The organism is Actinomadura sp. NTSP31, assembly GCF_041951385.1.
Lineage (GTDB): Bacteria > Actinomycetota > Actinomycetes > Streptosporangiales > Streptosporangiaceae > Spirillospora > Spirillospora napierensis.
Genome location: NZ_JBGNUT010000015.1, coordinates 210,072 through 232,000 on the forward strand (window position 1 = coordinate 210,072; position 21,929 = coordinate 232,000).

The 21,929-nt window shown below is 72.5% G+C and carries 19 protein-coding genes; 11 read left to right on the forward strand and 8 right to left on the reverse strand.

Annotation, left to right across the window (positions count from 1 at the left end; translation table 11 throughout):
* Positions 1-57 precede the first annotated feature (57 nt).
* The 6 genes from dapA (at position 58) to ACA514_RS25805 (ending at position 8,507) form a co-directional block, all read left to right on the forward strand.
* The gene (dapA, locus tag ACA514_RS25780) at positions 58-996 is read left to right on the forward strand and encodes a 4-hydroxy-tetrahydrodipicolinate synthase (RefSeq protein ID WP_375043791.1); all 939 of its coding nucleotides are present in this window, start codon (positions 58-60) and stop codon (positions 994-996) included.
* Entirely contained in the window at positions 993-2,678 is a 1,686-nt protein-coding gene (locus ACA514_RS25785) for a ribonuclease J (protein WP_375043792.1), read from the forward strand. Before dapA ends, ACA514_RS25785 begins: the two co-directional genes overlap by 4 nt.
* A 76-nt stretch (positions 2,679-2,754) precedes the next feature.
* Positions 2,755-5,427: a DNA translocase FtsK 4TM domain-containing protein gene (locus ACA514_RS25790; RefSeq protein WP_375043793.1), complete on the forward strand. Its 2,673-nt coding sequence runs from the start codon at positions 2,755-2,757 to the stop codon at positions 5,425-5,427.
* A gap of 218 nt (positions 5,428-5,645) precedes the next feature.
* Positions 5,646-6,401: a helix-turn-helix domain-containing protein gene (locus tag ACA514_RS25795; RefSeq protein ID WP_375043794.1), complete on the forward strand. Its 756-nt coding sequence runs from the start codon at positions 5,646-5,648 to the stop codon at positions 6,399-6,401.
* 106 nt (positions 6,402-6,507) lie between these two features.
* Positions 6,508-7,923, forward strand: coding sequence for a 30S ribosomal protein S12 methylthiotransferase RimO (gene rimO, locus ACA514_RS25800; protein ID WP_375043795.1), 1,416 nt, complete (start codon positions 6,508-6,510; stop codon positions 7,921-7,923).
* Between the two features lie 8 nt (positions 7,924-7,931).
* Positions 7,932-8,507: a CDP-alcohol phosphatidyltransferase family protein gene (locus tag ACA514_RS25805; protein WP_375043796.1), complete on the forward strand. Its 576-nt coding sequence runs from the start codon at positions 7,932-7,934 to the stop codon at positions 8,505-8,507.
* A 36-nt stretch (positions 8,508-8,543) separates the two neighbouring features.
* Here the strand turns inward: ACA514_RS25805 and ACA514_RS25810 are convergent, their stop codons facing one another.
* Complete coding sequence (locus ACA514_RS25810) at positions 8,544-9,326, reverse strand: MOSC domain-containing protein (RefSeq protein WP_375043797.1); 783 nt, start codon at positions 9,324-9,326, stop codon at positions 8,544-8,546.
* A gap of 87 nt (positions 9,327-9,413) precedes the next feature.
* Between ACA514_RS25810 and ACA514_RS25815 the strand changes: the two genes are divergently transcribed.
* The 4 genes from ACA514_RS25815 (at position 9,414) to ACA514_RS25830 (ending at position 12,866) form a co-directional block, all read left to right on the forward strand.
* Complete coding sequence (locus ACA514_RS25815; RefSeq protein ID WP_375043798.1) at positions 9,414-9,926, forward strand: DUF1990 family protein; 513 nt, start codon at positions 9,414-9,416, stop codon at positions 9,924-9,926.
* Between the two features lie 545 nt (positions 9,927-10,471).
* A complete protein-coding gene (locus tag ACA514_RS25820; protein ID WP_375043799.1) occupies positions 10,472-11,767 on the forward strand; it encodes a CinA family nicotinamide mononucleotide deamidase-related protein in 1,296 nt (431 codons plus the stop codon).
* A 111-nt stretch (positions 11,768-11,878) separates the two neighbouring features.
* Positions 11,879-12,232 carry a helix-turn-helix domain-containing protein gene (locus ACA514_RS25825; RefSeq protein ID WP_375043800.1) on the forward strand — a complete coding sequence of 118 codons (354 nt, stop codon included), beginning with the start codon at positions 11,879-11,881 and terminating at the stop codon, positions 12,230-12,232.
* Positions 12,233-12,398: 166 nt separating this feature from the next.
* A complete protein-coding gene (locus ACA514_RS25830) occupies positions 12,399-12,866 on the forward strand; it encodes a Dps family protein (RefSeq protein WP_375043801.1) in 468 nt (155 codons plus the stop codon).
* A 135-nt stretch (positions 12,867-13,001) separates the two neighbouring features.
* On the opposite strand, the gene ACA514_RS25835 is transcribed toward ACA514_RS25830, so the two are convergent.
* The 7 genes from ACA514_RS25835 to ACA514_RS25865 all read right to left on the reverse strand — a co-directional run bounded on the left by ACA514_RS25835 (position 13,002) and on the right by ACA514_RS25865 (position 20,374).
* On the reverse strand, positions 13,002-13,886 hold the full coding sequence (locus ACA514_RS25835; protein ID WP_375043802.1) for a LysR family transcriptional regulator: 885 nt from the start codon (positions 13,884-13,886) through the stop codon (positions 13,002-13,004).
* A 161-nt stretch (positions 13,887-14,047) separates the two neighbouring features.
* Positions 14,048-14,836 (reverse strand): DNA-formamidopyrimidine glycosylase family protein, encoded by a 789-nt coding sequence (locus ACA514_RS25840; protein ID WP_375043803.1) that lies wholly within the window; start codon positions 14,834-14,836, stop codon positions 14,048-14,050.
* A 16-nt stretch (positions 14,837-14,852) separates the two neighbouring features.
* Positions 14,853-15,317 carry an RrF2 family transcriptional regulator gene (locus tag ACA514_RS25845; protein ID WP_375043804.1) on the reverse strand — a complete coding sequence of 155 codons (465 nt, stop codon included), beginning with the start codon at positions 15,315-15,317 and terminating at the stop codon, positions 14,853-14,855.
* A gap of 341 nt (positions 15,318-15,658) precedes the next feature.
* Positions 15,659-17,116: a glycoside hydrolase family 3 protein gene (locus tag ACA514_RS25850; RefSeq protein ID WP_375043805.1), complete on the reverse strand. Its 1,458-nt coding sequence runs from the start codon at positions 17,114-17,116 to the stop codon at positions 15,659-15,661.
* The gene (locus tag ACA514_RS25855; protein ID WP_375043806.1) at positions 17,113-18,003 is read right to left on the reverse strand and encodes a carbohydrate ABC transporter permease; all 891 of its coding nucleotides are present in this window, start codon (positions 18,001-18,003) and stop codon (positions 17,113-17,115) included. Before ACA514_RS25855 ends, ACA514_RS25850 begins: the two co-directional genes overlap by 4 nt.
* Positions 18,000-18,971 carry a carbohydrate ABC transporter permease gene (locus tag ACA514_RS25860; RefSeq protein WP_375043807.1) on the reverse strand — a complete coding sequence of 324 codons (972 nt, stop codon included), beginning with the start codon at positions 18,969-18,971 and terminating at the stop codon, positions 18,000-18,002. The genes ACA514_RS25855 and ACA514_RS25860 overlap by 4 nt, the downstream gene beginning before the upstream one ends.
* Positions 18,972-19,099: 128 nt before the next feature.
* A complete protein-coding gene (locus ACA514_RS25865; RefSeq protein WP_375043808.1) occupies positions 19,100-20,374 on the reverse strand; it encodes an extracellular solute-binding protein in 1,275 nt (424 codons plus the stop codon).
* Positions 20,375-20,626: 252 nt separating this feature from the next.
* Here ACA514_RS25865 and ACA514_RS25870 point away from each other — a divergent pair, with 252 nt between their 5' ends.
* A complete protein-coding gene (locus tag ACA514_RS25870; protein WP_375043809.1) occupies positions 20,627-21,850 on the forward strand; it encodes an ROK family protein in 1,224 nt (407 codons plus the stop codon).
* Positions 21,851-21,929: the final 79 nt, after the last annotated feature.

Sequence of the window (21,929 nt, forward strand, 5' to 3'; positions counted from 1 at the left end):
GCGAAACCCCTCCACCTGCGGGTCCAAGCCGGCGGCCGGAACGGTACCGTTCGATGCATGGCACCCAGCACATCGACCGACGCCCCGTTCGGGCGGATGCTGACCGCGATGGTCACGCCGTTCCTGCCGGACGGCGGAGTCGACTACGACGGCGCCGCGCGCCTCGCGACCCACCTGGTCGACGAGCGGCGCCACGACGGCCTGGTCGTCAACGGGACGACCGGCGAGTCGCCGACGACGAGCGACGACGAGAAGAGCACGCTTCTGCGCGCGGTCATCGAGGCGGTCGGCGACCGCGCCGTGATCGTCGCCGGTGCCGGAACCAACCACACCGAGCACACCCTGCAACTCGCGCGGCAGGCCGAGGCCGCCGGCGCGCACGGTCTGCTCGTGGTCACCCCGTACTACAACAAGCCCCCGCAGGAGGGCCTGCTCCGCCACTTCACGGCGGTGGCCGACGCGACGGGCCTGCCGAACATGCTCTACGACATCCCGGGGCGCGCCGGGGTGCCGATCCAGAACGACACGCTGATGAAGCTCGCCGAGCACCCGCGGATCATCGCCGTCAAGGACGCCAAGGGCGACCTGTTCGGGGCGTCCCGGGTGATGGCGGAGACCGACCTGGTCTGGTACTCCGGCGACGACGTATTGAACCTGCCGTGGCTGTCGGTCGGCGCCGCCGGGTTCGTCAGTGTGGTCGGCCATGTCGTGGGCACCGAGCTCCATGAGATGATCGACGCATACCGCGCCGGTGAGCATGGGCGGGCGCTGGAGATCCACCGGCGCCTGCTGCCCGTGGTCACCGCGATCATGACCCGTACGCAGGGCGCCATCGCCGTGAAGGCAGCGCTGAACCTGCTGGGCCTTCCCGGGGGCGGCCCGCTGCGCGCTCCGCTGGTGGAGGCCACGGCCGAGTTCGCGGCGCACCTGCGCGAAGACCTCACGATAGGGGGAGTGAAAGTGCCGGAGGCAACCATTCCGGAGGTCGCCCGGTGAGCCATCCTCACCCGGAGCTCTCGGACCCGCCCGCCCCGCCCGAGGGCGGGCTGCGCATCGTCGCGCTCGGCGGGCTCGGGGAGATCGGCCGCAACATGACGGTCTACGAGCACGGCGGACGCCTGCTCATCGTCGACTGCGGCGTGCTCTTCCCCGAGACCGAGCAGCCCGGCGTCGACCTGATCCTGCCGGATTTCGAGTACATCAGGGACCGCCTCGACGACATCGAGGCCGTCGTCCTCACGCACGGGCACGAGGACCACATCGGTGCCGTCCCGTACCTGCTGCGCGAGCGCCGCGACATCCCCCTGATCGGCTCGAGGCTCACCCTGGCCCTGCTGGAGGCCAAGCTCACCGAGCACCGCATCAAACCGGTCACCGACGTGGTGGCCGAGGGCGACCGGCGCACGTTCGGGCCGTTCGACTGCGAGTTCTTCGCCGTCAACCACTCGATCCCGGACGCCCTCGCGCTCGCCGTCCGCACCACCGCCGGGCTCGTCCTGCACACCGGCGACTTCAAGATGGACCAGCTGCCGCTGGACGGCCGCCTCACCGACCTGCCCGGGTTCGCCCGGCTCGGCGCCGAGGGCATCGACCTGCTGCTGTCGGACTCCACCAACGCCGAGGTCCCCGGCTTCGTCACCAGCGAGCGCAACATCGGGCCGGTCGTCGACGAGGTGTTCCGCACCGCGCAGGAGCGGCTCATCGTCGCGTGCTTCGCCTCGCACATCCACCGCGTCCAGCAGGTGCTGGACGCCGCGGTCGCCAACGGCCGCAAGGTGTGCTTCGTGGGCCGCTCGATGGTCCGCAACATGGGCGTCGCCCGCGAGCTGGGCTACCTGAACGTCCCCGAGGACATCATGGTCGACCAGAAGGAGCTGGACGACATCCCCGGCGACCGGCTGGTGCTGGTGTGCACCGGCTCGCAGGGCGAGCCGATGTCGGCCCTGTCGCGGATGGCCAACCGGGACCACTCGATCCGCATCACCGACCGCGACACGGTGATGCTGGCGTCCTCGCTCATCCCCGGCAACGAGAACGCGGTGAACCGCGTCATCAACGGCCTCACCCGGTGGGGCGCGCGGATCGTGCACAAGGGCAACGCGCTGGTGCACGTGTCGGGGCACGCGTCGGCGGGCGAGCTGCTGTACGTGCTGAACGTGACCAAGCCCGGCAACTTCATGCCGATCCACGGCGAGTGGCGGCACCTGCGGGCGCACGCCAAGCTCGCCGCGCTCACCGGCGTCCCCGACGACAACATCGTCATCGCCGAGGACGGCGTGGTCGTCGACCTGGTGGACGGGCACGCCAAGATCGTCGGTGCCGTCCCGGCCGGGTACGTGTACGTGGACGGCCTGTCGGTCGGCGAGGTCACCGAGACCTCGCTGAAGGACCGGCGGATCCTCGGCGAGGAGGGCTTCGTGTCCATCGTCGTCGGGATCGACTCCACCTCCGGCAAGCTGGTGGCCGGGCCCGAGGTGCACGCCCGCGGCGCCGGCATCGTCAACGAGGACTTCAACGAGATCATCGAGCGGATCGAGGGGGTCCTCGCCGGCGCGGCCGGCGACGCGGTCAACGACCAGCACCAGATCAACCAGCTGATCCGCCGCACGGTCGGCAAGTGGGTGAGCGACAACTACCGCCGCCGCCCGATGATCATCCCGGTGGTCGTCGAGGTGTAGCCGCCGTCCCGGTATGGGGCAACACGCCCGTTCGCCGTCCCGGGAACCCCCGGCGTCCTTGGTTACTCTCATAACCATGGCCACACGTGCGTCCGGGGGAGCGAAGACCACCTCCTCGCGTACCGGGGGCAGCGCGGCTCGCAAACCCGCAGGGCCGTCCCCCCGGAAGCGAACGAGCGGCAGTGCGAAGGGCGGTGGCGCGAAGGGCGGCGGAGCCAGGAGCGGTGCGGCCAAGGGCGGCGCGGGCCGGGGCTCCGGCCGCGGGCGCCCGCAGCAGCAGAGGCCCGACCCGATCTCGCAGGCCGTCCTCGGGTTCTTCAAGCTGCTGTTCAAGCTGTACCTGCTCGCGGCGGTCACCGTCGGCTCCATCTTCCGCGCCTACGGCAACGGCGCCCGCAACCTCGACCCCGAGCACCGGCGCGACGGGCTCGGGCTCGCGCTGCTCGGCTCGTCGATCGTGCTGGCGTCGGTCACCTGGTTCCGGCCCGACGGCGTCGTCACGATCGCGCTGGAGAAGGTCGTGCGCGGCGGCATCGGCATCGTCGCGATGGCGCTGCCGGTGGTGCTGGCGCTGCTGGCGTGGCGGACGCTGCGCCATCCCGAGCAGAACGAGGAGACCGGGCGCGTCGTCATCGGCCTGACCGCGCTCACCGTCGGCGTGCTCGGCGTCCTGCACATCGCCGCGGGCATCCCGTCCCCGGCGAAGGACATGCCCGGGGTCCGCGACGCCGGGGGCGTCGTCGGCTGGCTGGTGTCGGCGCCGCTCGACGCCGCGCTCAGCGGCTGGGTGGCGGTGCCGCTGCTGCTCCTGCTGTCGGGGTTCGGGCTGCTGGTCATCACCGCGACCCCGATCGCGAAGGTGCCCGAGCGGGTCGGCGACCTGTGGGCCGTCGCGACGCTGCAGGGCCGTCCGGAGCGCCCGTCCGACACGGTGGAGGGCGAGCAGGAGGCGCCGAAGAAGCGCCGCCGCAAGAAGAAGGCGGAGGAGGCCGGCGACGAGCTGGAGGTCGGCGAGCACTCCAAGCCGTACGACACGCCGCTGCTGGAGGACGAGCCGAAGCGCGCCGACCGGCCGGTCCGCGACCTCGCCGACGAGCTGTTCGAGCCGGACCCGTTCGGCGGCGACGTCCCGCCGCCGGCCCCGCCGGCCGACGACGGGCCGCCGCTGGACGACGCGCCGCCGGAGGAGTTCGCCCCGGCCGAGCAGCCCGAGCGCGCCGAGGTCCGCGACCCGACGCCGGCGCCGCGCAGCTCCGAGCAGCTGCCGCTGTCGTCGTCCGGTGAGATCTACGTGCTGCCGGATCCGATGGTGCTGCGGCCGGGCAGCGTGTCCAAGCCGCGCACGAAGGCCAACGACACGGTGGTGAACGCGCTCACCGGGGTGCTGGAGCAGTTCGACATCGACGCGCAGGTCACCGGGTTCACCCGGGGGCCGACGATCACCCGGTACGAGATCGAGCTGGGCCCGGCGGTGAAGGTCGAGAAGGTCATCGCGCTGACCAAGAACATCGCGTACGCGGTGAAGAGCGCGGACGTGCGGATCATCTCCCCGATCCCCGGCAAGTCGGCGATCGGGGTGGAGATCCCGAACACCGACAAGGACATCGTCAGCCTCGGCGACGTGCTGCGGTCCCCGGCCGCGACCAACGAGCACCATCCGATGGTGGTGGGGCTCGGCAAGGACGTCGAGGGCCGCACGGTGGTGGCGAACCTGGCGAAGATGCCGCACATCCTGATCGCGGGCGCGACCGGCGCGGGCAAGTCGACGTGCATCAACGGGCTGATCACCTCGGTGCTGATGCGGTCGACGCCGGACGAGGTGCGGATGATCCTGGTCGACCCGAAACGGGTCGAGTTGACCATGTATCAGGGCATTCCGCATCTGATCACCCCGATCATCACAAATCCCAAAAAAGCGGCCGAGGCGCTGGAATGGGTCGTCGGTGAAATGGACCGCCGGTACGACGACCTCGCCGCGTCCGGGTTCCGGCACATCGACGACTTCAACAAGGCGGTGAAGGCGGGCAAGCTCACCGCGCCGCCCGGCAGCGAGCGCGTCTACACCCCCTACCCCTACATGCTGGTGATCGTCGACGAGCTCGCCGACCTGATGATGGTCGCGCCGCGCGACGTCGAGGACTCGGTCGTGCGCATCACCCAGCTCGCCCGCGCCGCCGGCATCCACCTGGTGCTGGCGACGCAGCGGCCGTCCGTGGACGTGGTGACCGGCCTCATCAAGGCCAACGTGCCGTCCCGGCTGGCGTTCGCGACGTCCTCGCTGTCGGACAGCCGCGTCATCCTCGACCAGCCGGGCGCGGAGAAGCTGGTCGGGCAGGGCGACGCGCTGTTCCTGCCGATGGGCGCGAGCAAGCCGATGCGGATCCAGAACGCCTACGTGTCGGAGAAGGAGATCCACGGGATCGTCGACCACTGCAAGGGGCAGATGGAGGCGCACTACCGGGAGGACGTCGCCGAGTCGTCCGCGCCGAAGAAGGAGATCGACGAGGACATCGGCGACGACATGGACCTGCTCGTCCAGGCGATCGAGCTGGTGGTGTCGACGCAGTTCGGGTCGACCTCGATGCTGCAGCGCAAGCTGCGCGTCGGGTTCGCCAAGGCGGGCCGGCTGATGGACCTGATGGAGAGCCGCGACATCGTCGGGCCGAGCGAGGGCTCCAAGGCCCGCGACGTGCTCGCCAAGCCCGACGACCTGCCCGGGGTGCTCGCGGAACTGCGCGGCGGAGGCTGACCGGCCGTTCCCCCGCGGCTCTTACCGCGGGGGAACAATGGAATGTCCGCCCGGTTGCCGTCATATGGCCGTCCGATCCAGGGACGGGCATGGCGGAATGATGCGAAATCTTGCCCTGTTTCGAACGTGTTGGCGCTCGCCGAGCGGGCATTCCCGTTTCTAGACTGGTGTCGCATCAGCGTGGAACCAGCCGTGGACGCGCTCGAAGGAGGCCTGGCGTGAGCATCGGTGAGACCTTGGCCCAGGAGCGTCGGCAGGCGGGTCTCTCGGTGACGCAGGTCAGCCTCCACACGCGGATCCGCGAGACGGTGATCCGCGGCATGGAGTCCGACGACTTCTCCGCCTGCGGCGGCAACTTCTACGCCCGCGGCCACATCCGCAGCATCGCGCGGGTCATCGGCATCGACCCCGAGCCGCTCGTCACCGAGTTCGACGCCGCGCACGGCGGCGCGCCGCAGCCGGTGTCGGCGACGGCGGCGTTCGAGCCGGAGCGCCCGATCCCCTTCCGCGAGCGCCGCTCGGCGAACTGGAGCGCGGCGATGGCCCTCGCCCTCGCCGTCGTGGTCATCGGCGGGGTGTTCCAGGCCATCCGGCACGACGGCGGGCACGAGCGGCACACCGCGCGGCAGGTCGCCGGGACGCCCGCGGCGCGCACCCCGAAGCCGAGCCCGTCACCGCCGGCCAAGACGACCGACCCGGTGGCGGCGGCCCCGCGCACCAAGGTCGAGGTCCAGGTCGTCGCCAAGCGGACGGTCTGGGTCAACGTCCGCGGCGACAAGGGCAAGGCGCTGTACTCCGGCGTGCTGCGCAGCGGCGACCAGAAGAAGTGGACCGCCAAGAAGAAGATCAGCATGGTGATCGGCATCGGCGGCGGCGTCCGGCTCACCGTGAACGGCAAGGACATCGGCACGCCCGGCAAGGGCAAGGGCGTGCAGCGGCTCAGCTTCGACCGCAACGACCCGGCGGCGGCCTGACGCCGCGATCCGGGCCCGCCCGGCCCCGTCCGGGGGCGTGACCGCCCGGTCGCCGCACCGGCGGGGCGCGGGTCCGCCAGGTCCCGGCGCCCATTACCTTAGGGGCATGTCGACTCGCCGCAAGGTCTCGCTGATCACGCTGGGCTGCGCCCGCAACGAGGTGGACTCCGAGGAGCTCGCCGCGCGCATGGAGGACGCCGGCTGGGACCTGGCCGACGGCGCGGACGGCGCCGACGTCGTGGTCGTCAACACCTGCGGCTTCATCGAGGCGGCCAAGAAGGACTCGATCGACACGCTGCTGGCCGCGCACGACTCCGGCGCCAAGGTCGTCGCCGCCGGCTGCATGGCCGAGCGGTACGGCAGGGAGTTGGCGGAGGCGCTGCCGGAGGCCGACGCGGTGATCGGCTTCGACGACTACCTGTCGATCGGGGAGCGGCTCGACGAGGTGGTGGAGGGCCGCGCGCGCGAGGCGCACACCCCGCGCGACCGCCGCACGCTGCTGCCGATCAGCCCCGTCGAGCGCTCCGCGTCCGCGCCGGACGTGGCGATCCCCGGGCACGGCGGCCCCGGCGACCTGCCGGCCGGCCTGGCCCCCGCGTCGGGACCGCGGGTGCTGCGGCGGCGCCTCGGCGGCGGCCCGGTCGCCCCGCTGAAGCTGGCGTCCGGCTGCGACCGGCGCTGCACGTTCTGCGCGATCCCGGCGTTCCGCGGCGCGTACGTGTCGCGCCCGCCGGCGGAGGTGCTGGAGGAGGCGCGCTGGCTCGCCGGCCACGGCGTCCGCGAGCTGGTGCTGGTCAGCGAGAACTCCACCTCCTACGGCAAGGACCTCGGCGACCTGCGGGCGCTGGAGAAGCTGCTTCCGGGCCTCGCCGCCGTGGACGGCATCGAGCGCGTCCGGGTCAGCTACCTGCAGCCCGCCGAGACCCGGCCGGGGCTGATCGAGGCGATCTGCGGCACGCCCGGCGTCGCGCCGTACTTCGACCTGTCCTTCCAGCACGCCAGCGGACCGGTGCTGCGCTCGATGCGGCGGTTCGGCGACCGCGTCCGGTTCCTTGAGCTGCTCGACCAGATCCGCGCGCTGGCCCCGGAGGCGGGCGTGCGGTCCAACTTCATCGTCGGGTTCCCCGGCGAGACCGAGGACGACTACGAGGAACTGGCGGAGTTCCTGTCCGCCGCGCGGCTCGACGCGATCGGCGTGTTCGGCTACTCCGACGAGGACGGCACCGAGGCCGCGAACCTGCCCGGCAAGGTCGACCCGGACGAGATCGCCCGCCGCGTCGAGGACCTGACGGAGCTCGCCGAGGAGCTGACCGCGCAGCGCGCCGAGGACCGCGTCGGCACCGCGATCGACGTCCTGCTGGAGGACAAGGCGGACGGCGGGTTCGAGGGCCGCGCCGCGCACCAGGCGCCCGAGGTGGACGGGACGGTGCTGGTCCGCGGCGAGGGACTGGCCCTCGGCGAGATCGTCGCCGCCCGCGTCACCGGTGCCGACGGAGTGGACCTCGTCGCGGACGTGTCATGATCGCGGGCATGCCCGAACCGGTCGCCGGGGCGCCCGATCCGCCGCCCGCGAGCGTCTACAACGTCGCCAACGCGCTGACGCTGCTGCGCATCGCGCTGGTCCCGCTGTTCGTGTGGCTGCTGTTCCTGGACGGCACCGGCTGGCGGATCGGCGCGTTCGCGGTGTTCGCCGCCGCGTCCGTCACCGACAAGATCGACGGGGATCTGGCCCGCTCCCGCGGCCTGGTCACCGACTTCGGCAAGATCGCCGACCCGATCGCCGACAAGGCGCTCATCGGGGCCGCCCTGGTCAGCCTGTCGGCGCTGGGCGAGCTGTGGTGGTGGGTGACGGTCGTCATCATGGTCCGCGAGATCGGCATCACGCTGATGCGGTTCGTCGTCATCCGGTACGGGGTGATCCCGGCCAGCAAGGGCGGCAAGCTGAAGACGATGCTGCAGGTCTTCGCGATCGGGTTCTTCATCCCGCCCGGCCCGCTGGACTACCTGCGCTGGGTGACGATGGGCGCGGCCCTGATCGTCACCGTCGTCACCGGCGCCGACTACGTCGTGCAGGCCTGGCGCCTGCGCCGCGCGCCGCGCTCCTGAGGCGCCGCGCTCCGGGCTCCTGACCGGCAGCCGGCATCAGGTCGCGGACAGCTCGGCGCCGACGCGCAGGACGCCGGTGACGCGCGGGACGCCGAGCCGGCCGAACACGATCTCGCGGGAGCCGTCGAAGCGCCCGGTGCGGTACCCGGCGAGCGCGCGCAGCGGCGCGGGGGAGCGCCGGGCCGTCTCCTGGTCGGTGTTGATGATGACGCAGCGCCCGCACGGCTTGATCAGCTCGATCTCGGCGCCGCCGCGCAGCCGGGTGACACCGTCCTCGCCGTAGGGGCCGAGGCCGCGCAGGACGATGTTGGGCCGGAACCGGTCCATCGGGAGCGGCGCGTCCACCCGGCCGTTCAGGTCGTCGAGCGACTCGGCGGACAGCACCGAGACCGGGTACCCGTCCGCGAACGTCAGCGTGCCGCCGCCGCGCTGTGTCGGGCGCGTCCCGGTGAAGCGGACGAGGCGGCAGTCGATGCCGAGGGCGTCGGAGAACCATCCGGCGGCGTCGTCGCCCTGGTCGACGCCCTGGCAGGGGCGGCGGTGCACGGTGACGTCGCGCGCCGGCCCGTCGGCGGCCTCGCAGATCAGGGGCGAGTCGGCGAGCGGCGTGTGGACGGTGAGCTTCGCGCCGTCGTAGGCGGGCCGGAGCAGGGCGAGTTCGGGCACCTCCCGCTGCGACAGGTGCCGCCCGTCCGGGCGGACGAGCATGAACGCGCGGTCGTGCCGGAGCCCCTGCGGTGTCAGCTCGGCCTCGGCGAGCGCGCCACCGCCCGCGCTCTTGATCGGGAAGACGTTCAGTCCGGCGATGACGGCGATCATGAGGCGACGTTAGAGCGGCGTCCGGCGGGTGACCAGGAGAACAGGCGATACTTGACACCGATTGGTCAGTTTGGGGGCCGGAGGTCGATGAGCGGGCAAGGCTTCACCTATCGCGAGGTCGGCGCGACGCGGGACGCCGACCGGCCGCCGGGGTACCGGCATCTGCGGGTGCGCACGCTCGTCGGCGCCGGGCCGGACGCCTTCCGGAACGCCTCGGACGCGCTGATGGAGTTCTGGATGCACCGGGCGCTTCCGGCGCGCGTGCGGGCGTCGGCTCCGCGCGCGGCGCCCGGCGTGAGCGTCGAGATGGGCCTCGGGATCGGGCCGCTCCGGCTGACGGCGCCGTGCCGGGTCGTCTGGACGCAGGAGGAGGAGCGCCGCGCCGGATGGGCCTACGGGACGCTGGAGGGCCATCCGGTGGCGGGGGAGGAGGCGTTCGTCGTGCACCTGGACGACGGGGGCGAGGTGTGGCTGACGGTCACCTCGTTCAGCCGTCCGGCCACGGCGCCGGCGAGGCTGGCGGGGCCGTTCGGCCCGCTGTTCCAGCGCGCGTACGCGCGGCGCTGCGGGGCCGTCCTGCGCCGGCTGGCGCGCCCCTGACCCCCGGAGGAGGCCAGGGCCGCGAACGGATACGGCCGCCATGCGGGCTGCGGGAGCACGCCCACCCCGGTCGTGCCCCGCAGCCCCGTTCATGGCGGCCGCACTGGCAATTATCCCTGTGAATGGGGAGTGGTCGCGACATGGCAAATGAGTTCTGACTCACAAAATGACGGCACGTGTGGCCGATGGTGGACCGCGGAACGCAATGGCGCAGGTCGGGGCGGTGCGACGATGCGCGCCCCGGTCGCGTTCCCATCCGCGCGCAGTGTGCGGGGCCGCGCGGGTGTGTGACACAATGCACGGCTCGCGTTTTTCCCCGCCAACGAAATGGGATATGCGGCGGACGATCAGGCAAGTGGTGTTTGCCGAGAAAGAGTCCTTCGTCCTGATTCGGCCGTCCGGCGCCGTCAACCGGGCGCGCCCCGCCGCCGTCGGCGCCCCGCTCCGGTCGCTCGCCGGCTCCGGCCGCCCGCGTGCGAGGCCCGCTCCGGACCGTCCGCCCCGGCCGGTAGATTCGGCTGGTCGGCGAACGGGACGGGGAAGCGATGCGGGTCGAACTGCTCACCGTCGGGGACGAGTTGCTCCTCGGCGACACCATCAACGGGAACGCGGCCTGGCTCGGGCAGCGCCTCGCCGAGCACGGCGTCGAGGTGACCCGCAGCGTGGTCGTCGGCGACGAGATGGACGTCATCGTCGCCGCCGTCCGGTCCGCGCTGGAGCGCGCCGACGCGGTGATCACCACCGGCGGCCTCGGCCCCACCTACGACGACCTGACCCGCGACGCGCTCGCGCGGGCCGCGGGCGTCCCGCTGGTCCGCGACCCGGGCCTGGAGCGGCGCCTGCGCGAGCGCGCCGAGGCGGCCGGGCGGGAGTTGCAGCCGATGGCGTTCCGCATGGCGGAGGTCCCCGAGGGGGCCGGGCTGCTGCGCAACTCCGCCGGCACCGCCCCCGGCCTGCGCGTCGAGCTGGACGGCGGCGTCGTCTACGCGCTGCCCGGCGTCCCGTTCGAGATGCGCACGATCATGGACGAGGTCGTGCTGCCGGAGATGGCCGCGACCGCCGGGCTGCCCGCGGTCGCCCGCCGCACGCTGCGCACCGCCGGGATCTGGGAGTCGGTCGTCGCGACGCGGCTCGCCGAGGTCGAGGCCATGGACGGGGTGAAGCTGGCCTACCTGCCCGACCCCGCCGAGGTGAAGATCCGCATCACCACGGTCGGCGCGGACCCGAAGGGCCGGCTCGACGGCGTCGAGATGCGCGTCCGCGAACTGCTCGGCCCGGTCGTCTACGGAGTCGGCGACGAGACGCTCGACCGCGTCGTGCACCGGCTGCTCGCCGAGCGCTCCGCCACCGTCGCGGTCGCCGAGTCGCTCACGGGCGGCCTCATCGGCGCCGAGCTGACCGCGATGCCCGGCTCGTCGGAGACGTACGCGGGCGGGATGGTGACGTACGCCACGGAGCTGAAGCACCGCCTGCTCGGCGTCCCGGAGGACCTGCTCGCCGAGCACGGGGCCGTCCATCCCGACGTGGCGGCCGCGATGGCCGCGGGCGTCCGCGACCGGCTCGGCGCGACCTACGGGCTCGCGGTGACCGGCGTCGCCGGCCCGTTGCCGCAGGACGGGCGGCCGGTGGGAACGGTCTATATCGGCGTGACCGGACCCGGGGATACGCGCACCGTGGTCAGGCCGAAACTCCCCGTGCCCGGCACCGGGCCGGAGGTCCGCGCGGTGCTCCGCCGGATGACCGTGGTGCACGCGCTTGAGCTGCTCAGACGTGTCCTGCTGGGGCTTGACGCCGAGGTCGCGACCGGGGACGCTCGGGAAGATCGGGAAGTTCGGGGCTGATTACAGCGTTACGTTCCGAGCGAACACGAAATCAACGGTCTGCCATGGCCACCGCCAAGCCGGGTACGGTGGAACCGGCAGATGGTCCGAACTGAGGGAGGGAGCGAGACGATGGTCCTGCTTCGCCAGCTGCTCGGTGACGTACTGCGGCAGCTGCGGCTGCGCCAGGGACGCACCCTCCGTGAGGTCTCCGCGGCCGCGCGGGTTTCCCTCGGCTACCTGTCCGAGGTCGAACGTGGGCAGAAGGAGGCCTCCTCCGAACTGCTCTCCTCGATCTGCAAGGCGCTGGGCGTTCCGCTGTCGCACGTGCTCAGGGAGGTGGCCGACTCGCTGGCCCTCGCCGAGCTGCAGCACGAGCCGGTCATGGCGGGCGCGCCCGAGCACGAGCGGATCCCCACCGAGCGCATTCCGGAGACCCCCGAGGAGATCACCGGCGAGTTCCGCGGCGACATGGTCGCGGCCTAGCCACCGCAGATCGCCGTACCGGCCGCCGCCCGCCGGTCGGCGGGCGGCGCGGGGCTCATGCCCCACGGGGCCGCGGGTGTGCGCGGCCTCACGCATGAGCTCGGCATATGCGGGGAGGCTCTCCCGTTGTAGCGGATGACCGTAACGACGCGGAAGGAGCCCGACAATGGCGGCCGTCAAGAGCCCGCTCTCCGACGAGGCACTGAAGGTCACCGGGCAGGCCCTGCAGGGCGCCCTCGTGGACCTCATCGATCTTTCGCTCGTGGCCAAGCAGGCGCACTGGAACCTGACCGGTCGCCACTTCAAGGTCGTGCACGAGCACCTGGACGAGGTCGTCGACCTCGCCCGCGGCGGCCAGGACGACGTGGCCGAGCGCGCCGTGGCGATCGGCGTCAACCCCGACGGCCGTGCCCGCACGGTCGCGGACCGCACCGAAATCCCGCAGCTCGAGGCCGGATACCTGGCCGACGACAAGGTCGTCGCGGCGATCACCGACGTCCTCGCCCAGATCATCGCGCGGTTCCGCGAGCGGATCGCGGCGACCGACGAGCCCGACCCCGTCACCCAGGACCTGCTCATCGGCATCACCCAGGAGCTGGAGAAGCAGCACTGGATGTTCCAGGCGCAGACCTGACCGCGCGGCGCGCGGATCCCCGCGCCGCGCCGCCGCGATCCTCGGCGCGGCCCCGGATCCGGACGGAGAAAGGCCCGGCCCCTCGTGTGGGGCCGGGCCTTTCCGCGTGCGGGCGGCTTCAGGGCCCTGCGCGGGTCAGCCGCGCAGGTGCTCCAGCACGGTCTCGGCGAACTCGACGGCCAGCGGGCTCAGCGCGTCCCAGCGGCGCGCCGCCCAGCCGGCCGTGAGCGGCGGCAGGCCGGGGATCGGGATCAGCCGCACCTCGCCCCGCCCGCCGCCCCAGCCGGGCAGCGCGGGCAGGATCGCGTGGCCGAGGCCGAGTTCGGCCAGCAGCAGCGCGGTGTCCCAGTCGGCGACGCTGGTGCTGGACGTCAGCCGCACCCCGTGCCGTTCGAGGTGCATCTCCAGGTGGACGCGGGACGTCGAGTGCGCGGGCAGCTCGATGTGCCGGATGCCCGCCAGGTCGCCGAGCGCGATCGCCTCGCGGCCGGCCAGCGGGTCGCCGGTGTGCACGGCCAGCACCCAGGGCAGCTCGCAGGACGCGCGCTGCTCGACGCCGTCCAGCGGCGGGCCGATCGTCACCCAGGCCAGGTCCGCGGTGTGCGTCCGCACCGCCTCCAGGCAGCGGCGGCTGGACCCGGCGGTCTCGAACTGCAGCGCCGCGTCGGGATGGCGGGTCCGGAACGCGGCCACCCCGGCGGCCATGAAGTGCCGGACGGTGGTGGCGCCCGTCGCGATCCGGACCGTCCCGCCGACGCCGCGGCGCAGGTCGTCCAGCTGCCGGAGCGCCGCGTCCAGCCCGGCGATGCCCTCGGTCGCGGCCCGGTGCAGGATCCGGCCGGCGCGGGTGGGCAGCACCCCGCGCGGCCGCCGCTCCAGCAGCACCAGCCCGGTCTCCCGTTCGAGCCGCTTGACGTGCTGGCTCACCGCGGACTGGCTGCACGACAGGTCGCGGGCGACGGCGCTCAGGTTGCCGGCCGCGCAGACGGCCACGAACACGCGCAGGTCGTCGAGGGTCATTCGCCCAAGCTAGACCTGGGAGATCGATAAGGAAACCCGAGAATTGACTTGGAACGATCGCAACCGGAGGATGATCGGGCGGGCGCAGGATCCGGCGACCCGCTCCCGGCGGCGACCCGTCCGCGACCTCGAGGCGCCGGACGGGCGCCGACCCCGGCGTCCTACCGGGACGGCTGGCAGCGCGGGCACCAGAACGCCGTGCGGTCGCCCACATCGGACGCCTGGGGAGCGCGTTCGATCCGGGTCCCGCAGCGGCGGCAGGGGCGTCCGGCGCGCCCGTACACCCAGTGCTCCCGCCCGCGCGCCAGGTTCCCCGTGGTGACGTGGCCGTGCCGCTCCTTGTTGGCGTCCAGCAGCCGGTGAGCGAGCTCCACCAGGCCGGGCAGGTCGGGGACGTCCGAGACCGGCGTCCACGGGTGCACGCCGCGCAGGAACAGGATCTCGGCCTTGTAGACGTTGCCGATCCCGGCGAGCCGGGTCTGGTCGAGCAGCGCCTCGCCGATCGCGCGGCCGGGCCGCTCCTCCAGCCGGGCGGCGGCCCGCGCGGCGAGCCCGGCGTCCCAGCCGGGATCGAGCAGGTCGGGGCCGAGGTGGCCGACGGCCGCGTCCTCCTCGGCGGTGCGCAGCAGCTCGACCAGCCCCAGCGAGGAGCCGACCGCCTGCCGCTCCGCGTTCGCCAGCACCAGCCGGACCCGGTGGTCGCGCGGCGGCGGCCCGGCGGGCCGGATCTGCCAGCGGCCCTCCATGAGCAGATGGGTGTGGATCGTCAGGCCGCCCTCGACACGGATGAGCAGATGCTTGCCGCGCGAGACCACGTCGAGCACCGTCCGCCCGCGCAGGTCGGCGGTCGCCAGGCGGGGCACCCGGAACTGGGCGCGCGTCAACGGCCGCCCGGCGAGCGCCTCGCGCAGGCGCCGGGCGGTCAGCCAGACGACGTCGCCTTCCGGCACGGTGCCGACCCCGCCGCTAGATGAAGGAGGGGCTCTCCCAGGCCGACGGGTCCTCGGTGAGCTTCTGGACGCCCTCCGGCAGCTTGCCGGCGGCGATGTGCCCGAGGCTCACCCGCTCGAGGATCGCCCGCTCGCTGGCGCGCAGCGCGATCCACACCTCCTGCAGCGACCGCGCCGGCCCTTCGTAACCGACGTGCTCCGGACGCTCGCCGCGGACGCCGAGCAGCGGCCCGTCGATCGCGCGGATGATGTCGGCCAGGGATATCTGCTCGGCGGGCCGCGCCAGCCAGTAGCCGCCCTCAGGGCCGCGCTGGCTGCGGATGAGCCCGGAACGGCGCAGCTGGCCGAGGATGTTCTCGAGGAATTTGGGCGGGATCTGCTGGGCCTCCGCGAGCTGGACCGCGGTCACCGGGTGACTCCCGGCCACCGCCAGCTCCGCGGCGGCACGCAACGCGTAGTCGACCCGAGCGGACAATCGCATGTACGTATTATCCCTTGCCGATCGGACTGGTCGGGCTCTGGCCCATGGCATTGCCCTCGGCGGTCGGCCCTGGGGGCCTCCCTTCAACGGGCCATGCGGCGATCGCTGTGTTGATTGCACCGCCCTCGGCGGTCGGCCCCGGGGGCCTCCCTTCAACGGGCCATGCGGCGATCGCTGCATCGCTTCGACTCGCCCCGGGGGCTCGCTGCGCGATCAAGTTCTCGCTTCGCTCGAACTTGGCTTCGCTCGCGATCGCGACGGTCCAGGTCGTCGCGTGGCTGGGAATGAAGCCTGATGTCGTGTGGTCTTGGGTTCTCGCTTCGCTCGCAACTGTGGTGGGGTCAGGCTAGGCCCAGGAGTTCTGCGGCGGCTTGGGCGTTGGCGGCGGCGGCGCCGTAGGTGGCCAGGTGGACGGCGGCGTCGGGATGCCAGACCGGCAGTCCCATCTCCACGACCACGGTGTCGGGACGGGCCGTCAGCAGGGCGCGGGCGAGCGCCCGCTGGGCCGCGTGCCGGTGGGCGTCCCGCAGCACGACGACCAGCCCGCGTCCCCTGGCACGTTCCAGGACGCCTTCCACCTCTCCGGGCGCCCCCGCGGCCCGGACGGCGTCGGGCGCCCACGGGTGCAGGCCCCAGGGCGTCGGCCCCACCGCGATGTTGCCGCTCGCCTCGGCCTCGACCACCAGCGGCGCCCCGTTCCAGCCCGGCAGCGAGCCCGTCACCCGCAGCGCCCGGCGGGCCGCCTCCAGGCCGGCGGCGCGGTCGACCGCGGCGGGGCTGCCGCCGGCGAGCCACTCGCGCAGCCGCCGGGTCCGCTCCGCCGCGTCGAACAGCCGCGCGACCGGCAGCCGCCCGGTGCGCACCGCCTCCTCGATGGCCGCCAGCGTCGCGTGGAGCGACTCGGCGTGCTCGTTCGGGCCGAGGCACAGCAGGTCCGCGCCGGCGGCCAGCGCGCGCACCGACGCCTCCGGGATGCCGATCGCGCCGCTCGCGCCCTGCATGTCCAGCGCGTCGGTGACGATCACGCCCGCGTAGCCGAGGTGCTCGCGCAGCAGCCCGGTGATCGCGGCGGGGGACAGGGTCGCCGGCACCCCGCCGGTGATCGCGGGCAGGTTGAGGTGCCCGGTCATCACCGCGCGGGTGCCGGCCGCGATCGCCGCCCGGAACGGGACCAGCTCGCGGCGGTCCAGCAGCTCCAGGTCGGCGTCGACGATCGGGACGCCTAGGTGGGAGTCGTCCACGGTCGCGCCGTGGCCGGGGAAGTGCTTGCAGCAGGCGGCGACGCCCGCCTCCTGGGTGCCGGTCACGGCCGCCGCCGCGTGCCGGGCGACCAGGGCCGGGTCGGACCCGAAGGAGCGGGTCCCGATCACCGGGTTGTCGTCGGCGGTGTTGACGTCCACCGACGGCGCGAAGTTGAGGTTGACGCCGACCTCGGACAGCTCGGCCCCCAGCGAGCGGTAGATCCGCCGGGTCAGCTCCGGGTCGTCGACCGCCCCGAGCGCGGCGTTGCCCGGGTAGGGGCTGCCGGTGGCGTGCCCGCCGAGCCGGGTGACGTCGCCGCCCTCCTCGTCGATGGTGACGAAGGGGTCGCCCGCCTTGCGCATCCGCGCGGTGAGCGCGGCCAGCGACTCCGGGCTCGGCACGTTGCCGGTCAGCGCGAACAGCGTCACGCCGCCGAGGCCCGCCTCCAGCTCGTCCAGCACCCAGCGGGGCGCGGACGCGCCCGGGAAGGACGGCAGCAGCGTGCCCCGCGCCAGCCGGGCGATCTCGCCGGTGGTCGCGATGTCGTCGGTGGTCACCCCTTCACCGCCCCGGCGGTCAGGCCGGACACCATGCGGCGCTGGACGAGCAGGAAGAACGCGATGACGGGAATGGTGAGCAGCGTGGACGCTGCCATGATGGGCCCCCAGGCGGTGCTGCTGCGGCCGAAGAAGAACTGCAGCATGATCGGCAGGGTGTACTTGTCCTGGTCGTCCAGGAACGTGAAGGCGAAGATGAACTCGTTCCACGCGGTGATGAACGAGAAGATGCTGGTCGCGACCAGGCCGGGCGCGACGAGCGGGAGCATGACGGTGAAGAACGTGCGGATCGGGCCGGCGCCGTCGATCGCGGCGGCCTCCTCCAGTTCCTTCGGGACGGCGGCGACGAAGCCGCGCAGCATCCAGATCGCGAACGGCACCGCGAACCCGATGTAGACGACCGCGAGCCCCGGCAGCGTGTTCAGCATGTCGAGCCGCTTGAGGTCCAGGAACAGCGGGATGACCAGCGACTCGCACGGCACCATCTGCACGACGAGCAGCATGATCAGGAAGGTGGTGCGGAACCGGAAGCGGAACCGGGCCACCGCCGTCGCGGCGAGCAGCGCCAGCAGGCTCGACACCACGACGGTGATGAGCGCCAGCACGATGCTGTTGCGGAAGTACGTCCAGAACGACACCTGCGCGATGCCGCCGTTGAGGACGAAGTCGAAGTGCGTCAGCGTCGGGTGGGTCGGCAGCGGCTTCGGCGTGGTGCTGAAGATCTCGCTGTTCGGCTTGAACGCGGTGGACGCCATCCAGAAGACGGGGAACACCGCCAGCACGAACACCAGCACGCCGAGCGCGTTGAGGCCGATCTTGCGGGCCCGCTTGCGCGCGGCCGGCCGGCTGCGGCCGGGCCGTCCCGCCTTGAGGGTTGCCTGGGTCATCGGGTCTCCCCCTGACGCACCATGACCCGCACGTAGAGCGCGGTGACGACGAGCAGGATCAGCGTGAGCACCGCGGCGATCGCCGAGCCCATCCCGAGCTTGGGGTTGAGCGCGCCGAACGCCTCCGAGTAGCCGTACAGCGACAGGTTGAACGCGTCGCGGTTGGCCATCCCGGACATGATGAACAGCTGGGTGAACACCTTGAAGTCCCAGATGATCGACATCACCAGGACGACGAGGAAGATCGGCTTGAGCATCGGGTAGGTGAGGCTCCAGAACGTCCGCCACGGGCCCGAGCCGTCCACCCGCGCCGCCTCGTACAGCTCGCTGGGGACGCTCTTCAGGCCGGCCAGCACCGACACCGCCACGAACGGGCACGCCTGCCAGACGACGCAGACCGTCAGGACGGTGTAGGCGGACAGCGGCGTGGCGAACCAGTTGTAGTCGTTCCAGCCGCCGCCGACGAGGGCGTCCGGCAGCTTGTCGAGGGTCCAGTTGACCAGCCCGCCGGTCGAGCCGAACAGCCAGCTGAAGATGATCGCGGCGGTCACGGGCGGGGTCGCCCAGGCGACCATGACGCCGCCGGAGACGAAGCTCGACATCCGCTTGCCGAGCTTGTTGAGCAGCAGCCCGACCAGCGTCCCGACCACCATGGTCAGGCCGACCGCGACCACGGCGAACAGCACGGTGTGCCGGAAGGCCGCCCAGAAGAGCGGGTCCTTGAGGATGGTGTCGAAGTTCTCGGTGCCGACCGACTCGGCCGGCTCGCCGCGCAGCTGGCGGTTGCCGACCTTCTGGAACGACATGATCCCGATCTGGATCATGGGCCAGAACATCAGCACGGCGATCACGACGACGGTGGGCGCGATCAGCAGGTAGGGCCCGAAGCGGGGCCGGCGGCGCGGGCCGCCGCGGCCGGACGATCTCCGGCCCGGTGGCCTGCGCACCGCGGGAGCGGTGTCGAGCATGGACGCTTCCGATCAGCGGGGACGGGTGGCCTGCGGGGGTCCGGCGGGCCCGCGGGGATGAGCGCGCGGGCCCGCCGGATGCTCGGTGCTACTGGTCGAGCCTCGGTGTTACCGGTCGTGCGGGGGTGCTACTGGTTGAGCAGCTCGTTGGCCTGCTCGTTGGCCTTCTTCATCTGCTCGTCGGCCGACTTGCCCTGCATGATCGCCTTCACCGCGTTCGGCAGCACCTTCTTGGACTGCTCGAAGTCGCCCCAGCCGGCGCTGATCGGGGTGAACTTGGTGTTGGCCGCGATCTGCGTGAAGGGCGCGAGCGCCGGGTCGGAGAACTGGACGTCCGACCGCATCGAGGAGAAGCCGCTGATGTCGGCCCACTTCTTGGCGTTCGCGGCGTTGTTGAGGATCGTGACGTAGTCGAACGCGGCCTTCTTGGCCTTGCTGTCCTTCCACACCGCGAGGTCGGAGCCGCCGGCCATGACCGGCGCGTTGCCGCCGCTCTTGGCCGGGATCGGGAAGACCGCCCACTTGTCGGCGTTCTTCGGGGAGATCTTCTTCATCTGCGTCAGCGCCCAGCTGCCGTCGATGTACATGCCGAGCTTGCCGAGGGCGAAGTCGCGCTGCGGGCCGTCCAGCTCGTTCTTGCCGACGTACTTCTCCGGCGCGACCTTCTCCTTGTTGACGAGGCCGGCGTAGAAGTTCACGGCCTCGACCGCCTGCGGCTGGTCGAGCTTGCCGGCCCACTTGCCGCCGTCCTTGACGGCGACCTCGCCGCCGTTGCCCCAGATGAAGCTGACCAGGGCGTTGGTCTGGTCGCTCGGCGCGCCGATGCCGGAGACCTTCTTGGCGTCCTGGATCTTCTTGGCGGCGGCCACCAGGTCGGCCCAGTTCGCGGGCGGCTGGATCTTCAGCTCGTCGAACCAGTCCTTGCGGTACCAGATGGCGCGGACGCCGCCGTACCACGGCACGGCGTAGGTCTTGCCGTCCGCCTGGTCGTTCTGCAGCGCGGTCTTGTTGAGCGTCTTGTTGTCCGCCCAGCCCGACATCTCGTCGGTGACGTCGGCGAGGTTGCCCTGCTCGATGTGCGACTGGACGTCGGTGTTGCCGAGCTCGGTCACGTCCGGGCCCTCGCCGCCGGCGGCGGCCTTCTGGAACGTGGTGGCGACCTGCGGCCAGGGCACGTACTTGATCTGCACGGCCGTGTTCGGGTGCTTCTGCTTGAACTCGGTCTCGACGCCCTTGAGGAAGGTCGTCTGCTCGGTGGTCCCGTCGCCCATCATCCAGACCTTGAGCTGCGCCGGGTCCTTGCCCGCGCCGGAGTCGTCCTTCTTGTCGTCACCGCCGCCGCCGCAGGCCGTGGCGGCCAGGGCGATCGCGGCCGCCGTGGCCGCAATCCTGATGTACTTCACTGGGGGTTCCTTTCCGGCATCGCCTCGCGCGGCCGTGTGGCCGGCGATGCGAGTGGAGCGCGCCCGCACCCTTTAGGGTCCGGGACATGCCCCGCTCGTCGTCGCGTCGCTCGCGGGCGCCCTGCTCGCCAGTCCGCGCTCTGCACGCCCCTCCCCGGATGAGGGGACGGTCGGCGCTTGCGGGTAAACTAACAAGAAACTTTCCTAAACAAAACCGCCCGTTAGCGGATTGAGACATCGAGGGGTACCAGCATGGCCAGACGCCCGGGAACACCGCGGCTGCTGCGTGAGCTGAACGACCGCGCGGCGCTGGACCTGCTCGTCGAGCACGGCCCGCTGACGCGCGCGCAGATCGGCGAGCACACCGGGCTCTCCAAGGTCACCGCCTCCCAGCTGCTGTCCAGGCTCGAGGAGCGCGGGCTCGTCGCGGTGGTCGGGGAGCAGGCCGGTGGCCGCGGTCCGAACGCCGCCCTGTACGCCGTGGTGCCGTCGAGCGCCTACGTCGCGGGTCTGGAGGTGGGGCCGGACGGCGTCACCGCCGGCGTCGCCGACATCACCGGACGCATGGTCGCCCAGGTTACCGTCGATCCGAACGGTGCTGACGAGCCCGTCAAGATGGTCCACAACGCGGTTGTCAAGGCGTGCCGGTCGGCCAAGGTCGCGGTGAACAGGCTGAGCGCCTTCGTCATCGGCACCCCCGGCGTCGTCGACCCCCGCTCCGGCGACGTCCAGTTCTCCTTCGACCTGCCCGCCTGGCACGAGGGCGTGCTCGCCGCGCTCCGCACCGACCTGCGCCGCCCGGTGACGATCGAGAACGACGTGAACCTCGCCGCCGTCGCCGAGCGCGCCTACGGGGCGGCGCGCGACGCCGACGACTTCGCGCTGATGTGGTTCGACCGCGGCATGGGCCTGTCGGTGATGCTCGGCGGCCGGCTGCACCGCGGCCGGTCCGGCGGCGCGGGGGAGATCGGCTACCTGCCGGTCCCCGGGGCGCCGCTGCCGCTGAGCACCGCCCGGCGCGTCCCCGAGGAGGAGGGCGGCGTCACCGAGTCGACGTCATGGGGCATCCCGACCCTCGCCGGCGGCTACGGGGCCCTCGTCGGCGCGGACGGGGTGCGCGCCCTCGCCCACGAACACGGCATCACCGAGCCGACCGCGGTCGAGTGCGTCCGGGCGGCGGCCGCGGACGAGTCCCGGGGCGGCGCGTTCCTGGACGAGCTGGCCAACCGGTTCTCCTACGGCGTGACCTCGGTCAACATCGTGCTGGACCCGGGCCTTGTGGTGCTGTCGGGCAGCCTCGGGCGGGCCGGCGGGGCGCCCCTCGCCGACCGCATCGAGCGCGCCGTCGGGCGGATCAGCCCGACCCGCCCGACCGTCGCGGTGACCGAGGTGGAGGGCAACCCGGTGCTGCGCGGCGCCCTGCACGCCGCCCTGGAGAAGGCCCGCGACGAGGTCTTCTCGGCGAGCGCCGGCTGAGCGCGACGGGCGGGCGCGGGCCCGGACGCCCGGGTGGGCGCGCACGGCACGGCTGAGCGCCCCCGCCGATGGCGGGGGC

What these genes read in the sequence shown, in the direction of transcription:
- ACA514_RS25870 (WP_375043809.1), top strand. Translation starts at nt 20,627, where the DNA reads ATGGCCAGACGCCCGGGAACACCGCGGCTGCTGCGTGAGCTGAACGAC.
- rimO (WP_375043795.1), top strand. Translation starts at nt 6,508, where the DNA reads ATGTCGACTCGCCGCAAGGTCTCGCTGATCACGCTGGGCTGCGCCCGC.
- dapA (WP_375043791.1), top strand. Translation starts at nt 58, where the DNA reads ATGGCACCCAGCACATCGACCGACGCCCCGTTCGGGCGGATGCTGACC.
- ACA514_RS25860 (WP_375043807.1), bottom strand. Translation starts at nt 18,971, where the DNA reads ATGCTCGACACCGCTCCCGCGGTGCGCAGGCCACCGGGCCGGAGATCG.
- ACA514_RS25855 (WP_375043806.1), bottom strand. Translation starts at nt 18,003, where the DNA reads ATGACCCAGGCAACCCTCAAGGCGGGACGGCCCGGCCGCAGCCGGCCG.
- ACA514_RS25805 (WP_375043796.1), top strand. Translation starts at nt 7,932, where the DNA reads ATGCCCGAACCGGTCGCCGGGGCGCCCGATCCGCCGCCCGCGAGCGTC.
- ACA514_RS25815 (WP_375043798.1), top strand. Translation starts at nt 9,414, where the DNA reads ATGAGCGGGCAAGGCTTCACCTATCGCGAGGTCGGCGCGACGCGGGAC.
- ACA514_RS25825 (WP_375043800.1), top strand. Translation starts at nt 11,879, where the DNA reads ATGGTCCTGCTTCGCCAGCTGCTCGGTGACGTACTGCGGCAGCTGCGG.
- ACA514_RS25790 (WP_375043793.1), top strand. Translation starts at nt 2,755, where the DNA reads ATGGCCACACGTGCGTCCGGGGGAGCGAAGACCACCTCCTCGCGTACC.
- ACA514_RS25845 (WP_375043804.1), bottom strand. Translation starts at nt 15,317, where the DNA reads ATGCGATTGTCCGCTCGGGTCGACTACGCGTTGCGTGCCGCCGCGGAG.
- ACA514_RS25810 (WP_375043797.1), bottom strand. Translation starts at nt 9,326, where the DNA reads ATGATCGCCGTCATCGCCGGACTGAACGTCTTCCCGATCAAGAGCGCG.
- ACA514_RS25820 (WP_375043799.1), top strand. Translation starts at nt 10,472, where the DNA reads ATGCGGGTCGAACTGCTCACCGTCGGGGACGAGTTGCTCCTCGGCGAC.
- ACA514_RS25835 (WP_375043802.1), bottom strand. Translation starts at nt 13,886, where the DNA reads ATGACCCTCGACGACCTGCGCGTGTTCGTGGCCGTCTGCGCGGCCGGC.
- ACA514_RS25830 (WP_375043801.1), top strand. Translation starts at nt 12,399, where the DNA reads ATGGCGGCCGTCAAGAGCCCGCTCTCCGACGAGGCACTGAAGGTCACC.